The sequence below is a fragment of the Nocardioides sp. genome (assembly GCF_050699375.1).
GTDB lineage: Bacteria > Actinomycetota > Actinomycetes > Propionibacteriales > Nocardioidaceae > Nocardioides.
Genome location: NZ_JBOHDN010000250.1, coordinates 1 through 13,626, shown reverse-complemented (window position 1 = coordinate 13,626; position 13,626 = coordinate 1). Strand labels below are relative to the sequence as shown.

Annotated in this window: 12 protein-coding genes; 5 read left to right on the top strand and 7 right to left on the bottom strand. The window is 67.9% G+C overall.

What is annotated here, in order from left to right; translation table 11 throughout:
• Nucleotides 1-249: 249 nt before the first annotated feature.
• Together ACRDPS_RS18595 and ACRDPS_RS18590 are read right to left on the bottom strand one after the other, a co-directional pair.
• A complete protein-coding gene (locus ACRDPS_RS18595; RefSeq protein WP_431503149.1) occupies nt 250-534 on the bottom strand; it encodes a DUF3263 domain-containing protein in 285 nt (94 codons plus the stop codon).
• Nucleotides 535-748: 214 nt separating this feature from the next.
• Nucleotides 749-1,840: a potassium channel family protein gene (locus ACRDPS_RS18590; protein ID WP_431503148.1), complete on the bottom strand. Its 1,092-nt coding sequence runs from the start codon at nt 1,838-1,840 to the stop codon at nt 749-751.
• A gap of 37 nt (nt 1,841-1,877) precedes the next feature.
• Here ACRDPS_RS18590 and ACRDPS_RS18585 point away from each other — a divergent pair, with 37 nt between their 5' ends.
• Complete coding sequence (locus ACRDPS_RS18585; RefSeq protein ID WP_431503147.1) at nt 1,878-3,536, top strand: acyl-CoA dehydrogenase family protein; 1,659 nt, start codon at nt 1,878-1,880, stop codon at nt 3,534-3,536.
• Nucleotides 3,537-3,592: 56 nt separating this feature from the next.
• Here the strand turns inward: ACRDPS_RS18585 and ACRDPS_RS18580 are convergent, their stop codons facing one another.
• Genes ACRDPS_RS18580 through ACRDPS_RS18570 form a run of 3 tightly spaced genes read right to left on the bottom strand, consistent with a single transcriptional unit; the run spans nt 3,593 to nt 6,731 of the window.
• Entirely contained in the window at nt 3,593-4,432 is an 840-nt protein-coding gene (locus ACRDPS_RS18580) for a carbohydrate ABC transporter permease (protein ID WP_431503146.1), read from the bottom strand.
• Complete coding sequence (locus ACRDPS_RS18575) at nt 4,432-5,427, bottom strand: carbohydrate ABC transporter permease (RefSeq protein WP_431503145.1); 996 nt, start codon at nt 5,425-5,427, stop codon at nt 4,432-4,434. The genes ACRDPS_RS18580 and ACRDPS_RS18575 overlap by 1 nt, the downstream gene beginning before the upstream one ends.
• The gene (locus ACRDPS_RS18570; protein ID WP_431503144.1) at nt 5,424-6,731 is read right to left on the bottom strand and encodes an ABC transporter substrate-binding protein; all 1,308 of its coding nucleotides are present in this window, start codon (nt 6,729-6,731) and stop codon (nt 5,424-5,426) included. The genes ACRDPS_RS18575 and ACRDPS_RS18570 overlap by 4 nt, the downstream gene beginning before the upstream one ends.
• 250 nt (nt 6,732-6,981) lie before the next feature.
• On the opposite strand from ACRDPS_RS18570, the gene ACRDPS_RS18565 reads away from it, so the two are divergent.
• Complete coding sequence (locus ACRDPS_RS18565) at nt 6,982-7,317, top strand: hypothetical protein (protein ID WP_431503143.1); 336 nt, start codon at nt 6,982-6,984, stop codon at nt 7,315-7,317.
• 65 nt (nt 7,318-7,382) lie between these two features.
• On the opposite strand, the gene ACRDPS_RS18560 is transcribed toward ACRDPS_RS18565, so the two are convergent.
• Nucleotides 7,383-8,735, bottom strand: a complete 1,353-nt coding sequence (locus tag ACRDPS_RS18560; protein ID WP_431503142.1) for a cation:dicarboxylate symporter family transporter — start codon at nt 8,733-8,735, stop codon at nt 7,383-7,385.
• Nucleotides 8,736-8,881: 146 nt separating this feature from the next.
• On the opposite strand from ACRDPS_RS18560, the gene ACRDPS_RS18555 reads away from it, so the two are divergent.
• Nucleotides 8,882-10,501, top strand: a complete 1,620-nt coding sequence (locus ACRDPS_RS18555) for an ATP-binding protein (protein ID WP_431503141.1) — start codon at nt 8,882-8,884, stop codon at nt 10,499-10,501.
• Complete coding sequence (locus tag ACRDPS_RS18550; RefSeq protein ID WP_431503140.1) at nt 10,498-11,190, top strand: response regulator; 693 nt, start codon at nt 10,498-10,500, stop codon at nt 11,188-11,190. The genes ACRDPS_RS18555 and ACRDPS_RS18550 overlap by 4 nt, the downstream gene beginning before the upstream one ends.
• 17 nt (nt 11,191-11,207) lie before the next feature.
• Here the strand turns inward: ACRDPS_RS18550 and ACRDPS_RS18545 are convergent, their stop codons facing one another.
• Entirely contained in the window at nt 11,208-12,569 is a 1,362-nt protein-coding gene (locus tag ACRDPS_RS18545) for a cation:dicarboxylate symporter family transporter (protein WP_431503139.1), read from the bottom strand.
• Nucleotides 12,570-12,732: 163 nt separating this feature from the next.
• On the opposite strand from ACRDPS_RS18545, the gene ACRDPS_RS18540 reads away from it, so the two are divergent.
• Entirely contained in the window at nt 12,733-13,476 is a 744-nt protein-coding gene (locus tag ACRDPS_RS18540) for a class I SAM-dependent DNA methyltransferase (protein WP_431503138.1), read from the top strand.
• Nucleotides 13,477-13,626: the final 150 nt, after the last annotated feature.

Here is a 13,626-nt window from a genome sequence, read left to right as displayed (position 1 = left end):
CACTTCTGCAGGCCGAGTTGGCACGCCAGTGACTTCTCGGCCTGCAGAAGTGACTTCTCGGCCTGCAGAGGTGACTTCTCGGCTGAGGTCTGGACGGCTCGCTCGAAAACAGAAGTCAGCCGCTGGCGTCTCGGGTCACCAGCGGCTGACAAGAAGAACAGTAGCCAACACGTACGCAACTATGCAAGCACTTGCAGTGCAAGTATCTGCAAATGATCCGAGCGGGCTATCGGGCCTAGCCCGCCGGGGCTATGGGCGGGGGCCCTTCGAGCGTTGCGTACGCCGCGCGTCGCGCTGTCGCCGCAGCCGGCGCACCAGGACGCCGTCGTAGGCGAGCGCCTCGGGCTTGTCGATCAGGTCGATGACGGCACGGTGGTACTCGGCCGCACTCATCCCCAGCTGGTCGCGGACCGCCTCGTCACGGCCGGTGCCGGACGACCACCAGGAACGCTCGAAGTCGAGCAGTCTCGTCTCGTTCTGGGACAGGCCCGGCTGCTCGTCGGCAGACCCGGGGCTGTGGGGCGCCTCGGTCATGCGTACATCATCCCAGGCATACCGCGCACCGCCGAAACCGCTGCCATCCCGCGCGTCCACTCCATCGGCTAGAACTACCCCGCATAGCCCGTTCGGGCCATCTTCATAAAAGCGCAGCGCAACTCTTTGATGATCACCGGATCGTCGGTTAGTGTTCTTCTTGTTAGCCGCTGGTGACCCGAGACTCCAGCGGCTAACTTCTATTTCGGGACGGCTACTCCGCGGCTTCCTCGCCGTGCGTCCCCGGACGCGGCGCCCAGGGCAGCTCCTTCGCGGCACGTACGACGACCAGCCGGTCCCCACGCGAGAGCGTGCCGACGACCGGGTCGAAGTAGCGGAAGACCTTCTCGTCGCGTACGACCGCGATCACCTGGTCCGCGAGCAGCTGGGGCTGCTTGCCGACCTCGTTGACCAGCAGGTCGCGCTCGGCCACCTCCAGCCCGGTGCCGGAGTTGAGCAGGTCCTCCATGACCGATCCCAGGGTCGGCGAGATGGTGGACAGACCCATCAGCCGGCCCACCGCGTCGGCGGAGGTGATCACCGAGTCGGCGCCGGACTGCTTCATCAGCGGCGCGTTCTCCCGCTCGCGGGCAGCTGCGACGATCCACGCCTCGGGGTTGACCTGGCGCACCGTCAAGATCGTGAGCACGTTGGAGTCGTCACGGTTCGTGGTGATGATGACCTGCTCGGCGTCCTTGACCCCGGCACGCATCAGCACGTCCCGTCGGGTCGCGTCGCCGGTGACCACCGCGAGCCCGTCGGAGTGGGCATCGGAGCGCGCCACCGGGTCGGGGTCGACCACGACGAACTCTTCGGGGTCCGCACCGCTGGTGAGCAGCGTCTCCACGGCGCTGCGTCCCTTGGTGCCATAGCCGACGACGACGATGTGCTGGGCCATCCTTCTCCTCCAACGTGCGACTCGGATGAGGTCACGGCCCTGCTTGGTCAGAACCTCGAGGGTGGTGCCGATCAGCAGCACCAGGAACGCGATGCGAGCCGGCGTGATGATGAACGCGTTGATCATCCGGGCGTGTGCCTCGACCGGCGCGATATCGCCGTATCCCGTCGTGCTCAGCGTCACCGTCGTGTAGTAGATCGCGTCCATCAGGCTGATCGCGCCGGTGGGGTCGTTGTTGTCGGCGTACGCATCGCGGTCGAGATAGACCAGCAGAACGGTGCCGACCAGGATCGCCAGCGCGGCCAGCAGCCGGCGGCCGAGCTGCCACCACGGCGACCGCACGGTCTCCGGAAGCGAGACCTGCCCGGCATCAGCCCACTTCGGGGCGTACGCGCTCGTCTCGGACACGAACCGACCCTATAGCCCAACCTCTATCGTCTCCTGTATGAGTGCCCCCGACATCCGCCGTGTCACGAACCAGGCTCCCCCGCTCGCCGGCCACAACGTGGTCACCGGCGACGCGGCGCTGGCCGCCGCCGTTCTGTGCCACGCCGACGAGGAGACCCTCGAGTCCCTCGCCACGCTGGGTGCGGAGGCCGGCAGCGCGGAGGCGCAGGAGCACGGCCGCCTGGCCAACCGGTTCCACCCCGAGCTGGTCCCCTACGACCGCTACGGCAACCGCGTGGACGAGGTCACCTTCCATCCCTCCTGGCACTGGCTGATGGAGAAGGCGGTCGGCCACGGCCTGGCCGCCGCGCCCTGGGCTCTGGCCGAGAAGGACTCCGCAGAGGGCGAGCATGCCCACGTACGCCGCGCCGCCGGCTTCTTCGCGTGGTCCCAGACCGAGCCCGGCCACATGTGCCCGATCTCGATGACGTACGCAGCGGTCCCTGCGCTGCGGGCCAGCGAGCCGCTCGCGGAGCAGTGGGTGCCGAGGCTCGCCTCCACGACCTACGACTTCGGCGTCCGGGATCCTGCCGAGAAGCTCGGCGCGCTGGCGGGGATGGGGATGACCGAGAAGCAGGGCGGCTCCGACGTACGCCAGAACATCACCGAGGCGCACCCCGTCGACGCCGACGTCTACGAGCTGCACGGGCACAAGTGGTTCACCTCGGCCCCGATGAACGACGTCTTCCTCGTCCTCGCCCAAGCGCCCCACGGCCTGACCTGCTTCCTCCTCCCCCGCGTCCTGCCCTCGGGCGAGCGGAACCGGCTGGACGTGGTTCGGCTCAAGGACAAGCTCGGCAACCGGTCCAACGCGAGCTCCGAGCTGGAGTTCCGCGGCACGACGGCCTACCGCCTGGGTGAGGAGGGGCGCGGCGTACGCACCATCATCGACATGGTCGCTGCCACCCGCCTCGACTGCGTGCTGGGCTCCGCCTCCCTGATGCGGCGGGCCGTGGCCGAGGCCGGCTGGCACGTCGCCCACCGCTCCGCCTTCGGCGGTGTCCTGGCCGACAAGCCCCTGATGCAGAACGTCATCGCCGATCTGGCCGTCGAGTCCGAGGCGGCCACCGCGCTCGGGATGCGCCTGGCCGCGGCGGTCGACCGGCCCGACGACGAGCACGAGCGGGCCCTGCGCCGGATCGGCCTCCCGCTGGCGAAGTTCTGGGTCTGCAAGCGCACCCCGGCGATGGTCGCGGAGGCGCTGGAGTGCCTGGGCGGCAACGGCTACGTCGAGGATTCGGTGATGCCGTTGCTCTTCCGCGAGTCCCCGCTCAACTCGGTCTGGGAGGGCTCCGGCAACGTCAACGCCCTCGACGTCCTGCGCGCCATCCAGCGCGAGCCCGAGGTCCTGGATGCCTGGATCACCGAGGTCGGTAGGGCCAAGGGCGCCGACAAGCGTTACGACCGGGCCGTCGACACCACCCTCGCCCTCCTGGGCGAGTCCATGGCCAGCCCCGAGGAGCTGGAGCGCTCGGCCAGGCGCCTGGCCGGCAGCATGGCCACCCTCCTCCAGGGCAGCCTCCTGATCCAGAACAGCCCCGACGAGGTGGCCGACATCTTCTGCGCCAGCCGCCTGGGCGGCCACGGCGGGACGTACGGCATGCTCTCGGGCGGCGACCAGAGAGCGGTCCTGGACCGCGCAACCCCCAGTCCGTGACGAACGGGCGCCCTGTCCGAGGACAGGGCGTCCGCCACGTACGGACTCTCTTCTGGTCAGCCCTTCACAGACCCCGCCGTGAGCCCGCGGACGAAGTAGCGCTGCAGCGAGAAGAACACCAGCAGCGGCACCGTCATCGTGATGAACGCACCCGCGGTGAGCAGGTGCCACTCCTGCCCACGGTCACCGATCAGGTCACGCAAGGTGATCGTGACGACCTCGTTGTCGCCGGCGCCGAGGAAGATCAGCGCGACGAGAAGGTCGTTCCAGACCCAGAGGAACTGGAAGATCGCGAACGCGGCCAGCGCGGGCACCGACATCGGCACGATCAGCTTCCAGAAGGTCTGGAAGTGAGAGGCCCCGTCGATCTCGGCCGACTCGATGATCTCGTGCGGCAGACTCGACATGTAGTTGCGCAGGATGTAGACCGCCAGCGGCATCCCGAACCCGGTGTGAGCCAGCCACACCGCGAGGAAGGTGCCGTTGAGGTCATAGTCCCCGAACAGGCTGAGCAGCGGCACGAAGGCCACCTGCAGAGGCACGACCAGCAACCCGACGATCAGCATGAACAGCACGTTGCGCCCCGGGAACCGCATGAACGTGAACGCGTACGCAGCGAACGCGGCGATCATGATCGGCAGCACCGTCGCGGGGACGGAGACCACGATCGAGTTCACGAACGCGTTCGCCATGCCGCTCTCGAGGACCTGCGCATAGCTGTCGAAGGTCCACTGGGAGAACGGGTCGGTGATGACCGTCCACCAGCCCGATGTCTTCACCGCCGACTCGTCGCGGAACGACGAGACCAGCAGACCGAGGGTCGGGATGAACCAGAGCACGCACAGCAGCACGATGCCCACACGGACAGCGAGGCTGCCCAAGGTGAAGCTCCTCATCAGCGGGCCTCCTGCTTCTTGAACTGGCGCATCTGGTAGATCATCACCGGGATCACGGCGACCATCAGGACCACCACGACCGCCGCCGCTCGACCGGCGTCACCGAACTCGAAGAGCTCGAGGACGAAGGTGTTGGCCAGCACCGAGGTGCCGGATCTACCACCGGTCATCACGTAGACGATGTCGAAGACCTTCATCACCAGGATGAGGATGGTCACGAAGACCACGATCACCGTCGGCCAGATCTGCGGCACGACGACCTTGAAGAAGATCTGGAGCTCGCTGGCACCGTCGATGCGCGCGGCCTCGACGGTGTCGTCGGGAACACCCTTGATCGCCGAGGAGAGCAGCACCATCGCGAACCCGGCCTGCAGCCAGACCATGATGATGATCAGCAGCAGGTCGTTGAGGTTGCCTGTCTGGATGCGCAGCCAGGCGACGGGCTCGAACCCGAGGCTCGTCGAGATCGCCGAGAGCAGCCCGATCTGATTCTCCCCCTGCGCGAACCTGGTCGCGTAGACGAAGCCCCAGATCGTGCTCGCCCCGACGAAGCTGATCGCCATCGGCATGAAGATGACCGACTTCGCGATCCGCTCCGGCAGCGCCTTGAGCCGGTCTGCCAGGACCGCCACCAGCAGGCCGACGACTACGCTGCCGGCCGGGACGATGAGGATCCAGAGCAGGTTGTTGAGCAGGGTGCCGAGGAACTCCTGGTCCTGGAACAGGTCCACGTAGTTCTGGAAGCCCACCCAGTTGATGCTGTTGGCGTCGGCGAAGCTGAAGATCACCGTCATCAGCGCCGGGTAGACCAGGAAGACGGCGACCACCAAGATGGCCGGCCCGATGAAGATGTAGGGCTTGATCCGCCTGTCCCACTTGCCCGGCAGGAGCCCTGCCAGGAAGTTGAGCACCCAGTAGAGCGCAGCGGTGCCACCGACCCCCAGAACGATCGCGACGAGGCCGTTGACGATCTTCAGGAACGGGTCATCGCTCATCCTCGCCAGCTCTCCTCGATCGCGTCGGCAGCTTCCTGGGCGCTCTTCTCACCTCCGACGTAGGCGTTCATCTCGCTCCAGAAGGTGCCGGCACCCACCTGGGCGGGCATCAGGTCCGAGCCGTCGAAGCGGAAGGTGTCGGCGTCCTGCAGCAGGGTCGCGATCTCACCGAACATCGGGTCGGAGTACTGCGAGTTGTCGAACTCGGCGCTCGGCGAGAGCCAGCCACCGGCCTTGGCCCACTCGGCACCGAAGTCCGGAGACGCGAAGAACTCCATCAGCTCGACCACGTCGGTGTCGTTGGTGAAGGCGGTCGCCATGTCACCGGCGCCGAGCACGGGGTTGCCCTCGTAGCCGCCCTCCATGTTGCCCGGGAGCGCGAAGACACCGACGTTGCCGGCCAGGTCCTTCTGCACGTCTTCGGGGAAGAAGGTGGTGATGAAGTTGGCCTGGCGGTGCATCTGGCAGCCGGGCTTCTCGTCGAACAGCGGCAACGGCGCCTCACCGAACGGCTGGCTCAGAGTGCCGTCGGCCCCGCCGCGTACGTTCTTCGGCTTGTTGATGATGTCGCCCATGGTCTCGATCGCCTCGACGATCTTCGGGTCGTTGAAGGGGACCTCGTGGTTGACCCAGTCGTCGTAGAACTCCGGGCCCTCCTGGCGCAGGACGATCTCCTCGACCCAGTCGGTGTAGACCCAGCCGGTGTCGGCACCGGCCTCGGCGCCGAAGCACCACGGAGTCTGGCCCTTGGCGATGATCTGGTCCTCGAGCGTCCGCAGCTCGTCCCAGGTGGTCGGGGTCTTGTAGCCGGACTGCTCGAAGCTCTTGGGTGTCCAGACCAGGGACTTCATCGAGACCCGGACGGGCACGCCGTAGGTCTTGTCGTCGATCTTCACCGAGTCCATCAGGCCCGGGATCATCGTGTCGTCGAGCTTGCCGACGTCGATGAGGTCGTCGAGCGGGAGCGTGTCACCCGACTCGGTCAGGTCACCGACCAGACCCGGCTGCGGGAAGAGCGCGATGTCGGGGGCATCGTTTCCGTTGACCTTGGTGCGGATCTCGGTGGTGAAGTCGGCGGACGGGGTGTAGGTCACCTTGATCCCCGTCTCCTTGGTGAACGTCTCGAGGGCCGCGTTGAGGCCGACGGCCTCGCCCTCGGGGACAGCACCGAGGATCTGGATGCTGCCGTCTCCCTCTTCGGTGTCGCCGGCATCGTTGCTGCCACCACCGCCCGGCACCCCACAGCCGGTCACGGCGAGCAGACCTGCGGCTACTGCTCCGATTTGCCACTTGCGCACGTGCATGGAATTGCACCCTCCATCGTCGTTGATCCACGGAGTCGTGCCACGCAGCCCGCGTCGGGGTCCACGAGGCAGCGCCTCGTTATGTGATCTCCGTAACATTAGTCGCTACGGTGCACCGGTGTCCCGGGCAAGTTGTCGAACATTTACCCGAGAATGCGCAGGACCATACCGTTCACACGCATACGTGCCATGGAGACCCGCCAACCCGGTGTGACTCCAACGGCCCAGGTAGGCCAGAATCGTCGCCCAAATGAACTATCCCCGTCCTCACCGCTCCCGGCCCCGTGACCGGGCACCCCGCGACCCGCTGGCCGTGGCCGGCCGGTTGGCGGCCGTCATCTGCGCGCTGCTCTTCTGGCTGATCGGCGCGCTCGCGCTGGTCGGTGCCGTGGTCGGCGTCTTCCGGGCCTTCGGCGACGACATGACCTGGCGCTCGGTCGGGATCTGGACGGTCGCGGGCATCGGCTGTCTGGCGCTGTCGTGGATCATCGCCGCGCTGGGCAGGATCGGGCTCGACGACGAGCCGATCGGTTCCTGGCGGGTCGCGCCGTTCCAGCTCGCGCGCATCCTCTACCGCAACCGATAGACCGCCATAGAACAGAGGCCGTACGCGGCACCTCGGTGTGCTGCGTACGGCCTCTGGGCTCGGTTCTAGACGAGCGCCTTCTCGTCTTCCGCCGCGGGCGGCGGGGCGGCATGGTCATCGACCATGGCCGTCTCGTCGAACGGGTCGTTGCCGTCCAGGACCCGGTCGAGCTGGTCCCGGTCGATCGTCTTGGTCCAATGCCCGACCAGCACGGTCGCGACCGAGTTGCCAGCGAAGTTGGTCAACGCGCGCGCCTCGGACATGAACCGGTCGATCCCGACGATCAGGCCGACACCGTCGACCATCTCCGGACGGTGCGACTGCAGACCACCGGCGAGCGTGGCCAGACCGGCACCGGTGACGCCGGCAGCACCCTTGGAGGCGATCATCATGAACAGCAGCAGACCGACCTGCTCACCGATGCTCAGCGGGTCACCCATCGCGTCGGCGATGAAGATCGAGGCCATCGTCAGGTAGATCGCGGTGCCATCCAGGTTGAACGAGTAACCCGTCGGAACCACCACGCCGACCGTCGCCTGCTGTACGCCGGCGTGCTCCATCTTCGCGATCAGACGCGGCAGCGCCGACTCGGATGACGAGGTCGAGAGGATCAACAGGAACTCACGCGCCAGATAGCGCAGCAGCTTGAACAGGTTCACGCCCGTGGACAGCCACAGGATCGCGCCGAGAACCACGAAGACGAAGAGGGCGCAGGTGATGTAGAAGGCGATCATGATCACCGCCAGGCTCTTCAGGGCATCGATGCCGGTCTCCCCCACGACACCGGCGATCGCCCCGAACGCACCGATCGGAGCCGCCCACATGATCATCGCGAGCACCCGGAAGACGAGCTTCTGGGCCCACACGATCACGTTCAGGATCGGCGCACCGGCCCGACCCATCCGCTGCAACGCGAACCCGAACAGCAGCGCGACCAGCAGCGTCTGCAGCACCTCACCGGAGGTCAGCGAGGAGAACAACGAGGTCGGGATGATCCCGAGCAGGAACTCGGTCGTGCTCCCGTGTCCCTCAGCGGCCGCATCCTGACCGGCCTGCGACGAGTCGGGGTTGATCTGGAGACCGCTGCCCGGGTCGATCACGTTGCCCACGACCATGCCGATGCCCAGGGCGACCGTCGACATCACGATGAAGTACAGCAACGCCAGCCCGCCGACCTTGCCGACCTTCGCGGCGCTGGCCACCGAGCCGACCCCGATCACCAGGGTGCAGAAGATGATCGGCTGGATCATCATCTTGATCAGGTTGACGAACGCGGTACCGATCGGCTTCAGCTCGACCGCGAAACCCGGGGCAATCAACCCGACCAAGATGCCGAGGATCACCGCGGCGATGACGGCTATGTAGAGATAGTGGGTCCGGTCCTTCTTCGGTGGCGGTGCGGGGGTTGTCGTACTCATCGTTCCTCCTGGTCCGGTGTGTGTCCGGTGCCCGCCTGGGGCATCCTCGGCAACTATCGGGCACGGAGTGACGACCGTCACCGTTGTGTTCGTTGTGTTCGTGGCCTGCGTCACATCGGTCCGCCAGGGTGGGTGAGAATGAGGAGGTGCCCCGTCTCCGACTCCCCCGATCCCGCGCGTCTCGCGGGTCCCGCGACCGTTCGGTGGCGCGTCAGGTGCTGCTCCTGCAGCTCGGCACGGTGCTGCTGCTCGTCGTGACGGGCATCCTGATGGCGTCCTACGACGCCCGGCGAGACTCGCGCAGCCGCGCCACCCAGCGTTCGGTGGCGGTGGCCCAGACCGTCGCGGACTCCCCCACCACCCGCGACGCGCTGCGCAGCGCCGACCCGACAGCGACCCTCCAGCCGTGGGCCGAGGAGGTACGCCGCGACACCGACACCGACTTCGTCGTGGTGATGGGGCTCGACCGCACCCGCTACACGCACACCGACCCGAGCCGGATAGGCGGCAGGTTCGTCGGCGACCTCGGCCGCGCACCCGACGGTGAGGTCTTCACCCAGCAGTACACCGGAACGCTCGGGCCCTCGGTCCGCTCGGTGGTGCCCGTCGAGGACGGCGGGCAGGTCGTGGCCCTGGTCTCCGTCGGCATCACGGTCAGCGACATCAACCGCGGGCTGATGCGCGACGTCGGGATCGTGGTCCTGTTCGGCGGCCTGGTGCTGGGCGTCGGGCTGGCCGGCGCCTGGCTGCTGAGCCGGCGCCTGCACCGGCTGACCCACGGCCTGGGCGAGCACGAGCTGGCCCGGATGTACGAGTACTACTCGGCCGTCCTCCACTCGGTCCGCGAGGGCCTGCTGCTGCTCGACGGTGAGGGCCGCGTCCAGCTGGTCAACGACGAGGCTCGCCGCCTGCTGGCACTCCCCGACGACGTGGTGGGCACCAGGATCGAGGACCTCGACCTGCCTCCCGGCCTGGTCGCCGCCACCCGCGGCCATACCGCCGAGTCCGACGATCTCTATCTCGCCGGCGAGCGGATCCTCGTGGTCTCGTCGGCACCGGCCCGGTGGGACGGCCGCGACGTCGGCTCTGTCGTGACCCTGCGCGACCACACCGAGCTGCGCTCAGTGACCGGCGAGCTCGAGGTCGTACGCCGCCTCACCGAGTCGCTTCGATCGCAGAACCATGAGTCGGCCAACCGCCTGCACACGGTGGTCTCGCTCATCGAGCTCGGCCGGGCGGAGGACGCGGTGACGTTCGCCACCGAGGAGCTGCGGGTCGCCCAGCTCCTCACCGACCAGGTGGTCGGCGCGGTCGAGGATCCGGTCGTCGCGGCGCACCTGCTCGGAAAGTCCGCCGAGGCGGCCGAACGGGGCATCGAGCTGCACATCGAGGGCGAGCTGCCGCCGGGCACCGGCGTCACGCCCCGTGACCTGGTCACCGTGCTGGGCAACCTGGTCGACAACGCCTTCGACGCCGTCGCGGATGCCGATGCCCGCCAGGTCGAGGTCGACCTCACCGGCGACGACGAGGCGGTCACGCTCCGCGTAGGCGACAGCGGCCCGGGCCTGGACCCGGCCGACTCGGCGCGCGTGCTCGATCGCGGGTGGACCACGAAGGCCGAGCCCGGCACCGGCCGTGGCCTGGGTCTCGCGCTGGTCAGTCAGGTCGCCCGACGTCACGGCGGCGAGGTCGGCGTCGGCCGCTCCCACCTCGGCGGCGCCGAGTTCACCGTCACGCTCCTCACGCATGTGGAGGCGGGGGCATGAGTGTTCGGGTGCTGGTCGTCGAGGACGAGGAGCTTGCGGCGGAGGCCCACGCGGCGTACGTCGACCGGGTCTCGGGCTTCGTCCTCGCCGGGATCGCGCGGTCCGCGCGGGATGCGGGCCGCGCGCTCGACCTGGCCCGCGAGACCGGCGCCCCGGTCGACCTCGTCCTGCTCGACATGAATCTTCCCGACGGGCACGGGCTCGGGCTCCTCGGCGGGCTGCGTGCTGCCGGACACCTGTGCGACGTGATCGCGGTGACGGCGGCGCGGGACACCCGGGTCGTACGGCAGGCCGTCGGACAGGGAGTGGTGCTGTATCTGCTCAAGCCGTTCACGTTCGCGACCTTCCGGGACAAGCTCGAGCAGTACGCCGACTACCGCGCCCGGCTGGACGCGGCTCCCGAGGAGGTCGTCCAGCACGAGGTCGACCAGCTCCTGGGCTCGTTGCGCCCGTCCGGGAGCGCACCGTTGCCCAAGGGCATGAGCCCGGAGACGCTGCAGGCCGTGACGGCCGCGCTTCGCGGTGCCGACCATGACCTGTCGGCGAGCGAGGTCGCTGCCGTGGTCGGTGCGTCGCGTGTGACGGCGCGGCGCTACCTCGAGCACCTTGCCGACACGGGCCTGGCCGCGCGCGGGGTCCGATACGGACCCAGCGGCGGCCGGCCCGAGGTCAGCTACTCCTGGGGCTAGTGTGCGCAGGGGCGGCGCTACTGGGCCGGTGCCTTCTCGCCGTCCGCGGGTGGCGGCGGGGCGGCGTGGTCGTCGACCATCGTGGTCTCGTCGAACGGATCCTGCCGATCCAGGACACGGTCGAGCTGGTCCCGGTCGATCGTCTTGGTCCAATGCCCGACCAGCACGGTCGCGACCGAGTTGCCCGCGAAGTTGGTCAACGCGCGCGCCTCGGACATGAACCGGTCGATCCCGACGATCAGGCCGACACCATCGACCATCTCCGGACGGTGCGACTGCAGACCACCGGCGAGCGTGGCCAGACCTGCGCCGGTGACCCCGGCGGCACCCTTGGAGGCGATCATCATGAACAGCAGCAGGCTGATCTGCTCGCCGATGCTGAGCGGGTCGCCCATCGCGTCGGCGATGAAGATCGAGGCCATCGTCAGGTAGATCGCGGTGCCGTCGAGGTTGAACGAGTAGCCGGTCGGAACCACGACACCGACGGTGGCCTGCTGTACACCGGCGTGCTCCATCTTCGCGATCAGACGCGGCAGGGCCGACTCGGACGAGGAGGTCGAGAGGATCAGCAGGAACTCACGGGCGAGATAGCGCAGCAGCTTGAACAGGTTCACACCGGTGGCGAGCTTGAGGATCGTGCCGAGGACGACGAAGACGAAGAGGAAGCAGGTGATATAGAAGGCGATCATGATGACCGCCAGGCTCTTCAGTGCGTCGATGCCCGTCTCCCCCACGACGCCGGCGATCGCACCGAAGGCACCGATCGGGGCGGCCCACATGATCATCGCGAGCACGCGGAAGATGAGCTTCTGGGCCCAGACGATGACGTTCAGGATCGGTGCTCCGGCTTGGCCCATCCGCTGCAGCGCGAACCCGATCAGCAGCGCGACCAGCAGCGTCTGCAGCACCTCACCGGAGGTGAGCGAGGAGAACAGCGAGGTCGGGATGATGCCGAGCAGGAAGTCGGTCGTGCTCGCATGTCCCTCCGCCGCGGCATCCTGACCGGCCTGGGAGGAGTCAGCATTGATCTGGAGGCCGCTGCCCGGGTCGATCACGTTGCCGACGACCATGCCGATGCCGAGCGCGACGGTCGACATCACGATGAAGTACAGCAACGCGAGGCCGCCGACCTTGCCGACCTTCGCGGCGCTGGCCACCGAGCCGACCCCGATCACCAGGGTGCAGAAGATGATCGGCTGGATCATCATCTTGATCAGATTGACGAACGCGGTACCGATCGGCTTCAGCTGTACGGCGAAGCTGGGAAACAGCATCCCGACGATGATGCCGAGGATCACCGCGGCGATGACGGCCAGGTAGAGATAGTGGGTCCGGTCCCGCTTGCGTGACGGCGCGGGACTGGCGGCTGGGTCTGCCATCTTCGGGCTCCTCGAGATAAGTGTGGGGGAAGAGTGACGCGGGTCACTATCCCGGCTTCGCTGCGTTCGGGCCAGCGCCCCACGCCCGAATCCGGAGATCGCCGGCGGACCCCGGCGATAAATCGTTCGCTATCCGGGTGCTCCGACGGGCAGGGTCGATGACATGACCAGCAGCGATCTGTGGACCCGGGACGACGCCGAGCGCTACGACGACCCCGAGGACTGGGTGAACTCCCCCGATGTGACCGGGCCGGTGGCCGGGTTCCTCGCCTCGGTCGCCGATGGCGGCTCGGCCCTCGAGCTGGCGATCGGCACCGGGCGTATCGGCGTCCCTCTTCGAGAGCTGGGCGTACCTGTCACCGGGATCGAGCTCTCCCAGCCGATGGTCGACGTGCTCCGGCGCAAGGCCGACGAGACCACCATCCCGGTGGTGGTCGGCGACATGGCCTCGGCCGAGGCGCCTGGGGTGGGGACGTACGGCTTGGTCTATCTGGTCTATAACACCATCGGGAACCTGCGTACGCAGGAGGAGCAGGTCGCCTGCTTCGCCAATGCCGCTCGCCATCTGGCGCCCGGTGGTCGCTTCGTGGTCGAGGTCGGGGTGCCCAGGCTGCGGCTGCTGCCTCCGGGGAGCCCGGCGATCCCGTTCGACGTGTCCGGCTCGCACCTCGGCTTCGACACCTACGACCTGATCAGCCAGGACGCGATCTCACATCACTACACCCGCGAGGCCGACGGTCGGTTCCGCTATGGGCAGCACAACTTCCGGTTCGTGTGGCCCTCCGAGCTCGACCTGATGGCCAGGCTGGCCGGAATGGCGCTGGAGGCGAGGTACGCCGGCTGGGATCGCTCCGAGCTCACCAGCGATTCGGCCAGCCACGTGTCCGTGTGGCGCAAGCCGGAGTAAGGCCGGCCGGCGGCCGGAGCGGGTCAGTCGCCGCGCTGGAACATCCACGCGAGCCGGATCGCGTCCTTCACCGCCTGCGCCGGGGCGCGGTCGAGGTAGGCCTCGACCTTGTGATGGGCCTCCATCCTCGGCGGGATCCCGAAGGCGTCC

Coding starts and splice junctions, on each gene's coding strand:
- ACRDPS_RS18570 (WP_431503144.1), bottom strand. CDS start 6,731: ATGCACGTGCGCAAGTGGCAAATCGGAGCAGTAGCCGCAGGTCTGCTC.
- ACRDPS_RS18540 (WP_431503138.1), top strand. CDS start 12,733: ATGACCAGCAGCGATCTGTGGACCCGGGACGACGCCGAGCGCTACGAC.
- ACRDPS_RS18580 (WP_431503146.1), bottom strand. CDS start 4,432: ATGAGGAGCTTCACCTTGGGCAGCCTCGCTGTCCGTGTGGGCATCGTG.
- ACRDPS_RS18545 (WP_431503139.1), bottom strand. CDS start 12,569: ATGGCAGACCCAGCCGCCAGTCCCGCGCCGTCACGCAAGCGGGACCGG.
- ACRDPS_RS18595 (WP_431503149.1), bottom strand. CDS start 534: ATGACCGAGGCGCCCCACAGCCCCGGGTCTGCCGACGAGCAGCCGGGC.
- ACRDPS_RS18575 (WP_431503145.1), bottom strand. CDS start 5,427: ATGAGCGATGACCCGTTCCTGAAGATCGTCAACGGCCTCGTCGCGATC.
- ACRDPS_RS18560 (WP_431503142.1), bottom strand. CDS start 8,735: ATGAGTACGACAACCCCCGCACCGCCACCGAAGAAGGACCGGACCCAC.
- ACRDPS_RS18550 (WP_431503140.1), top strand. CDS start 10,498: ATGAGTGTTCGGGTGCTGGTCGTCGAGGACGAGGAGCTTGCGGCGGAG.
- ACRDPS_RS18565 (WP_431503143.1), top strand. CDS start 6,982: ATGAACTATCCCCGTCCTCACCGCTCCCGGCCCCGTGACCGGGCACCC.
- ACRDPS_RS18585 (WP_431503147.1), top strand. CDS start 1,878: ATGAGTGCCCCCGACATCCGCCGTGTCACGAACCAGGCTCCCCCGCTC.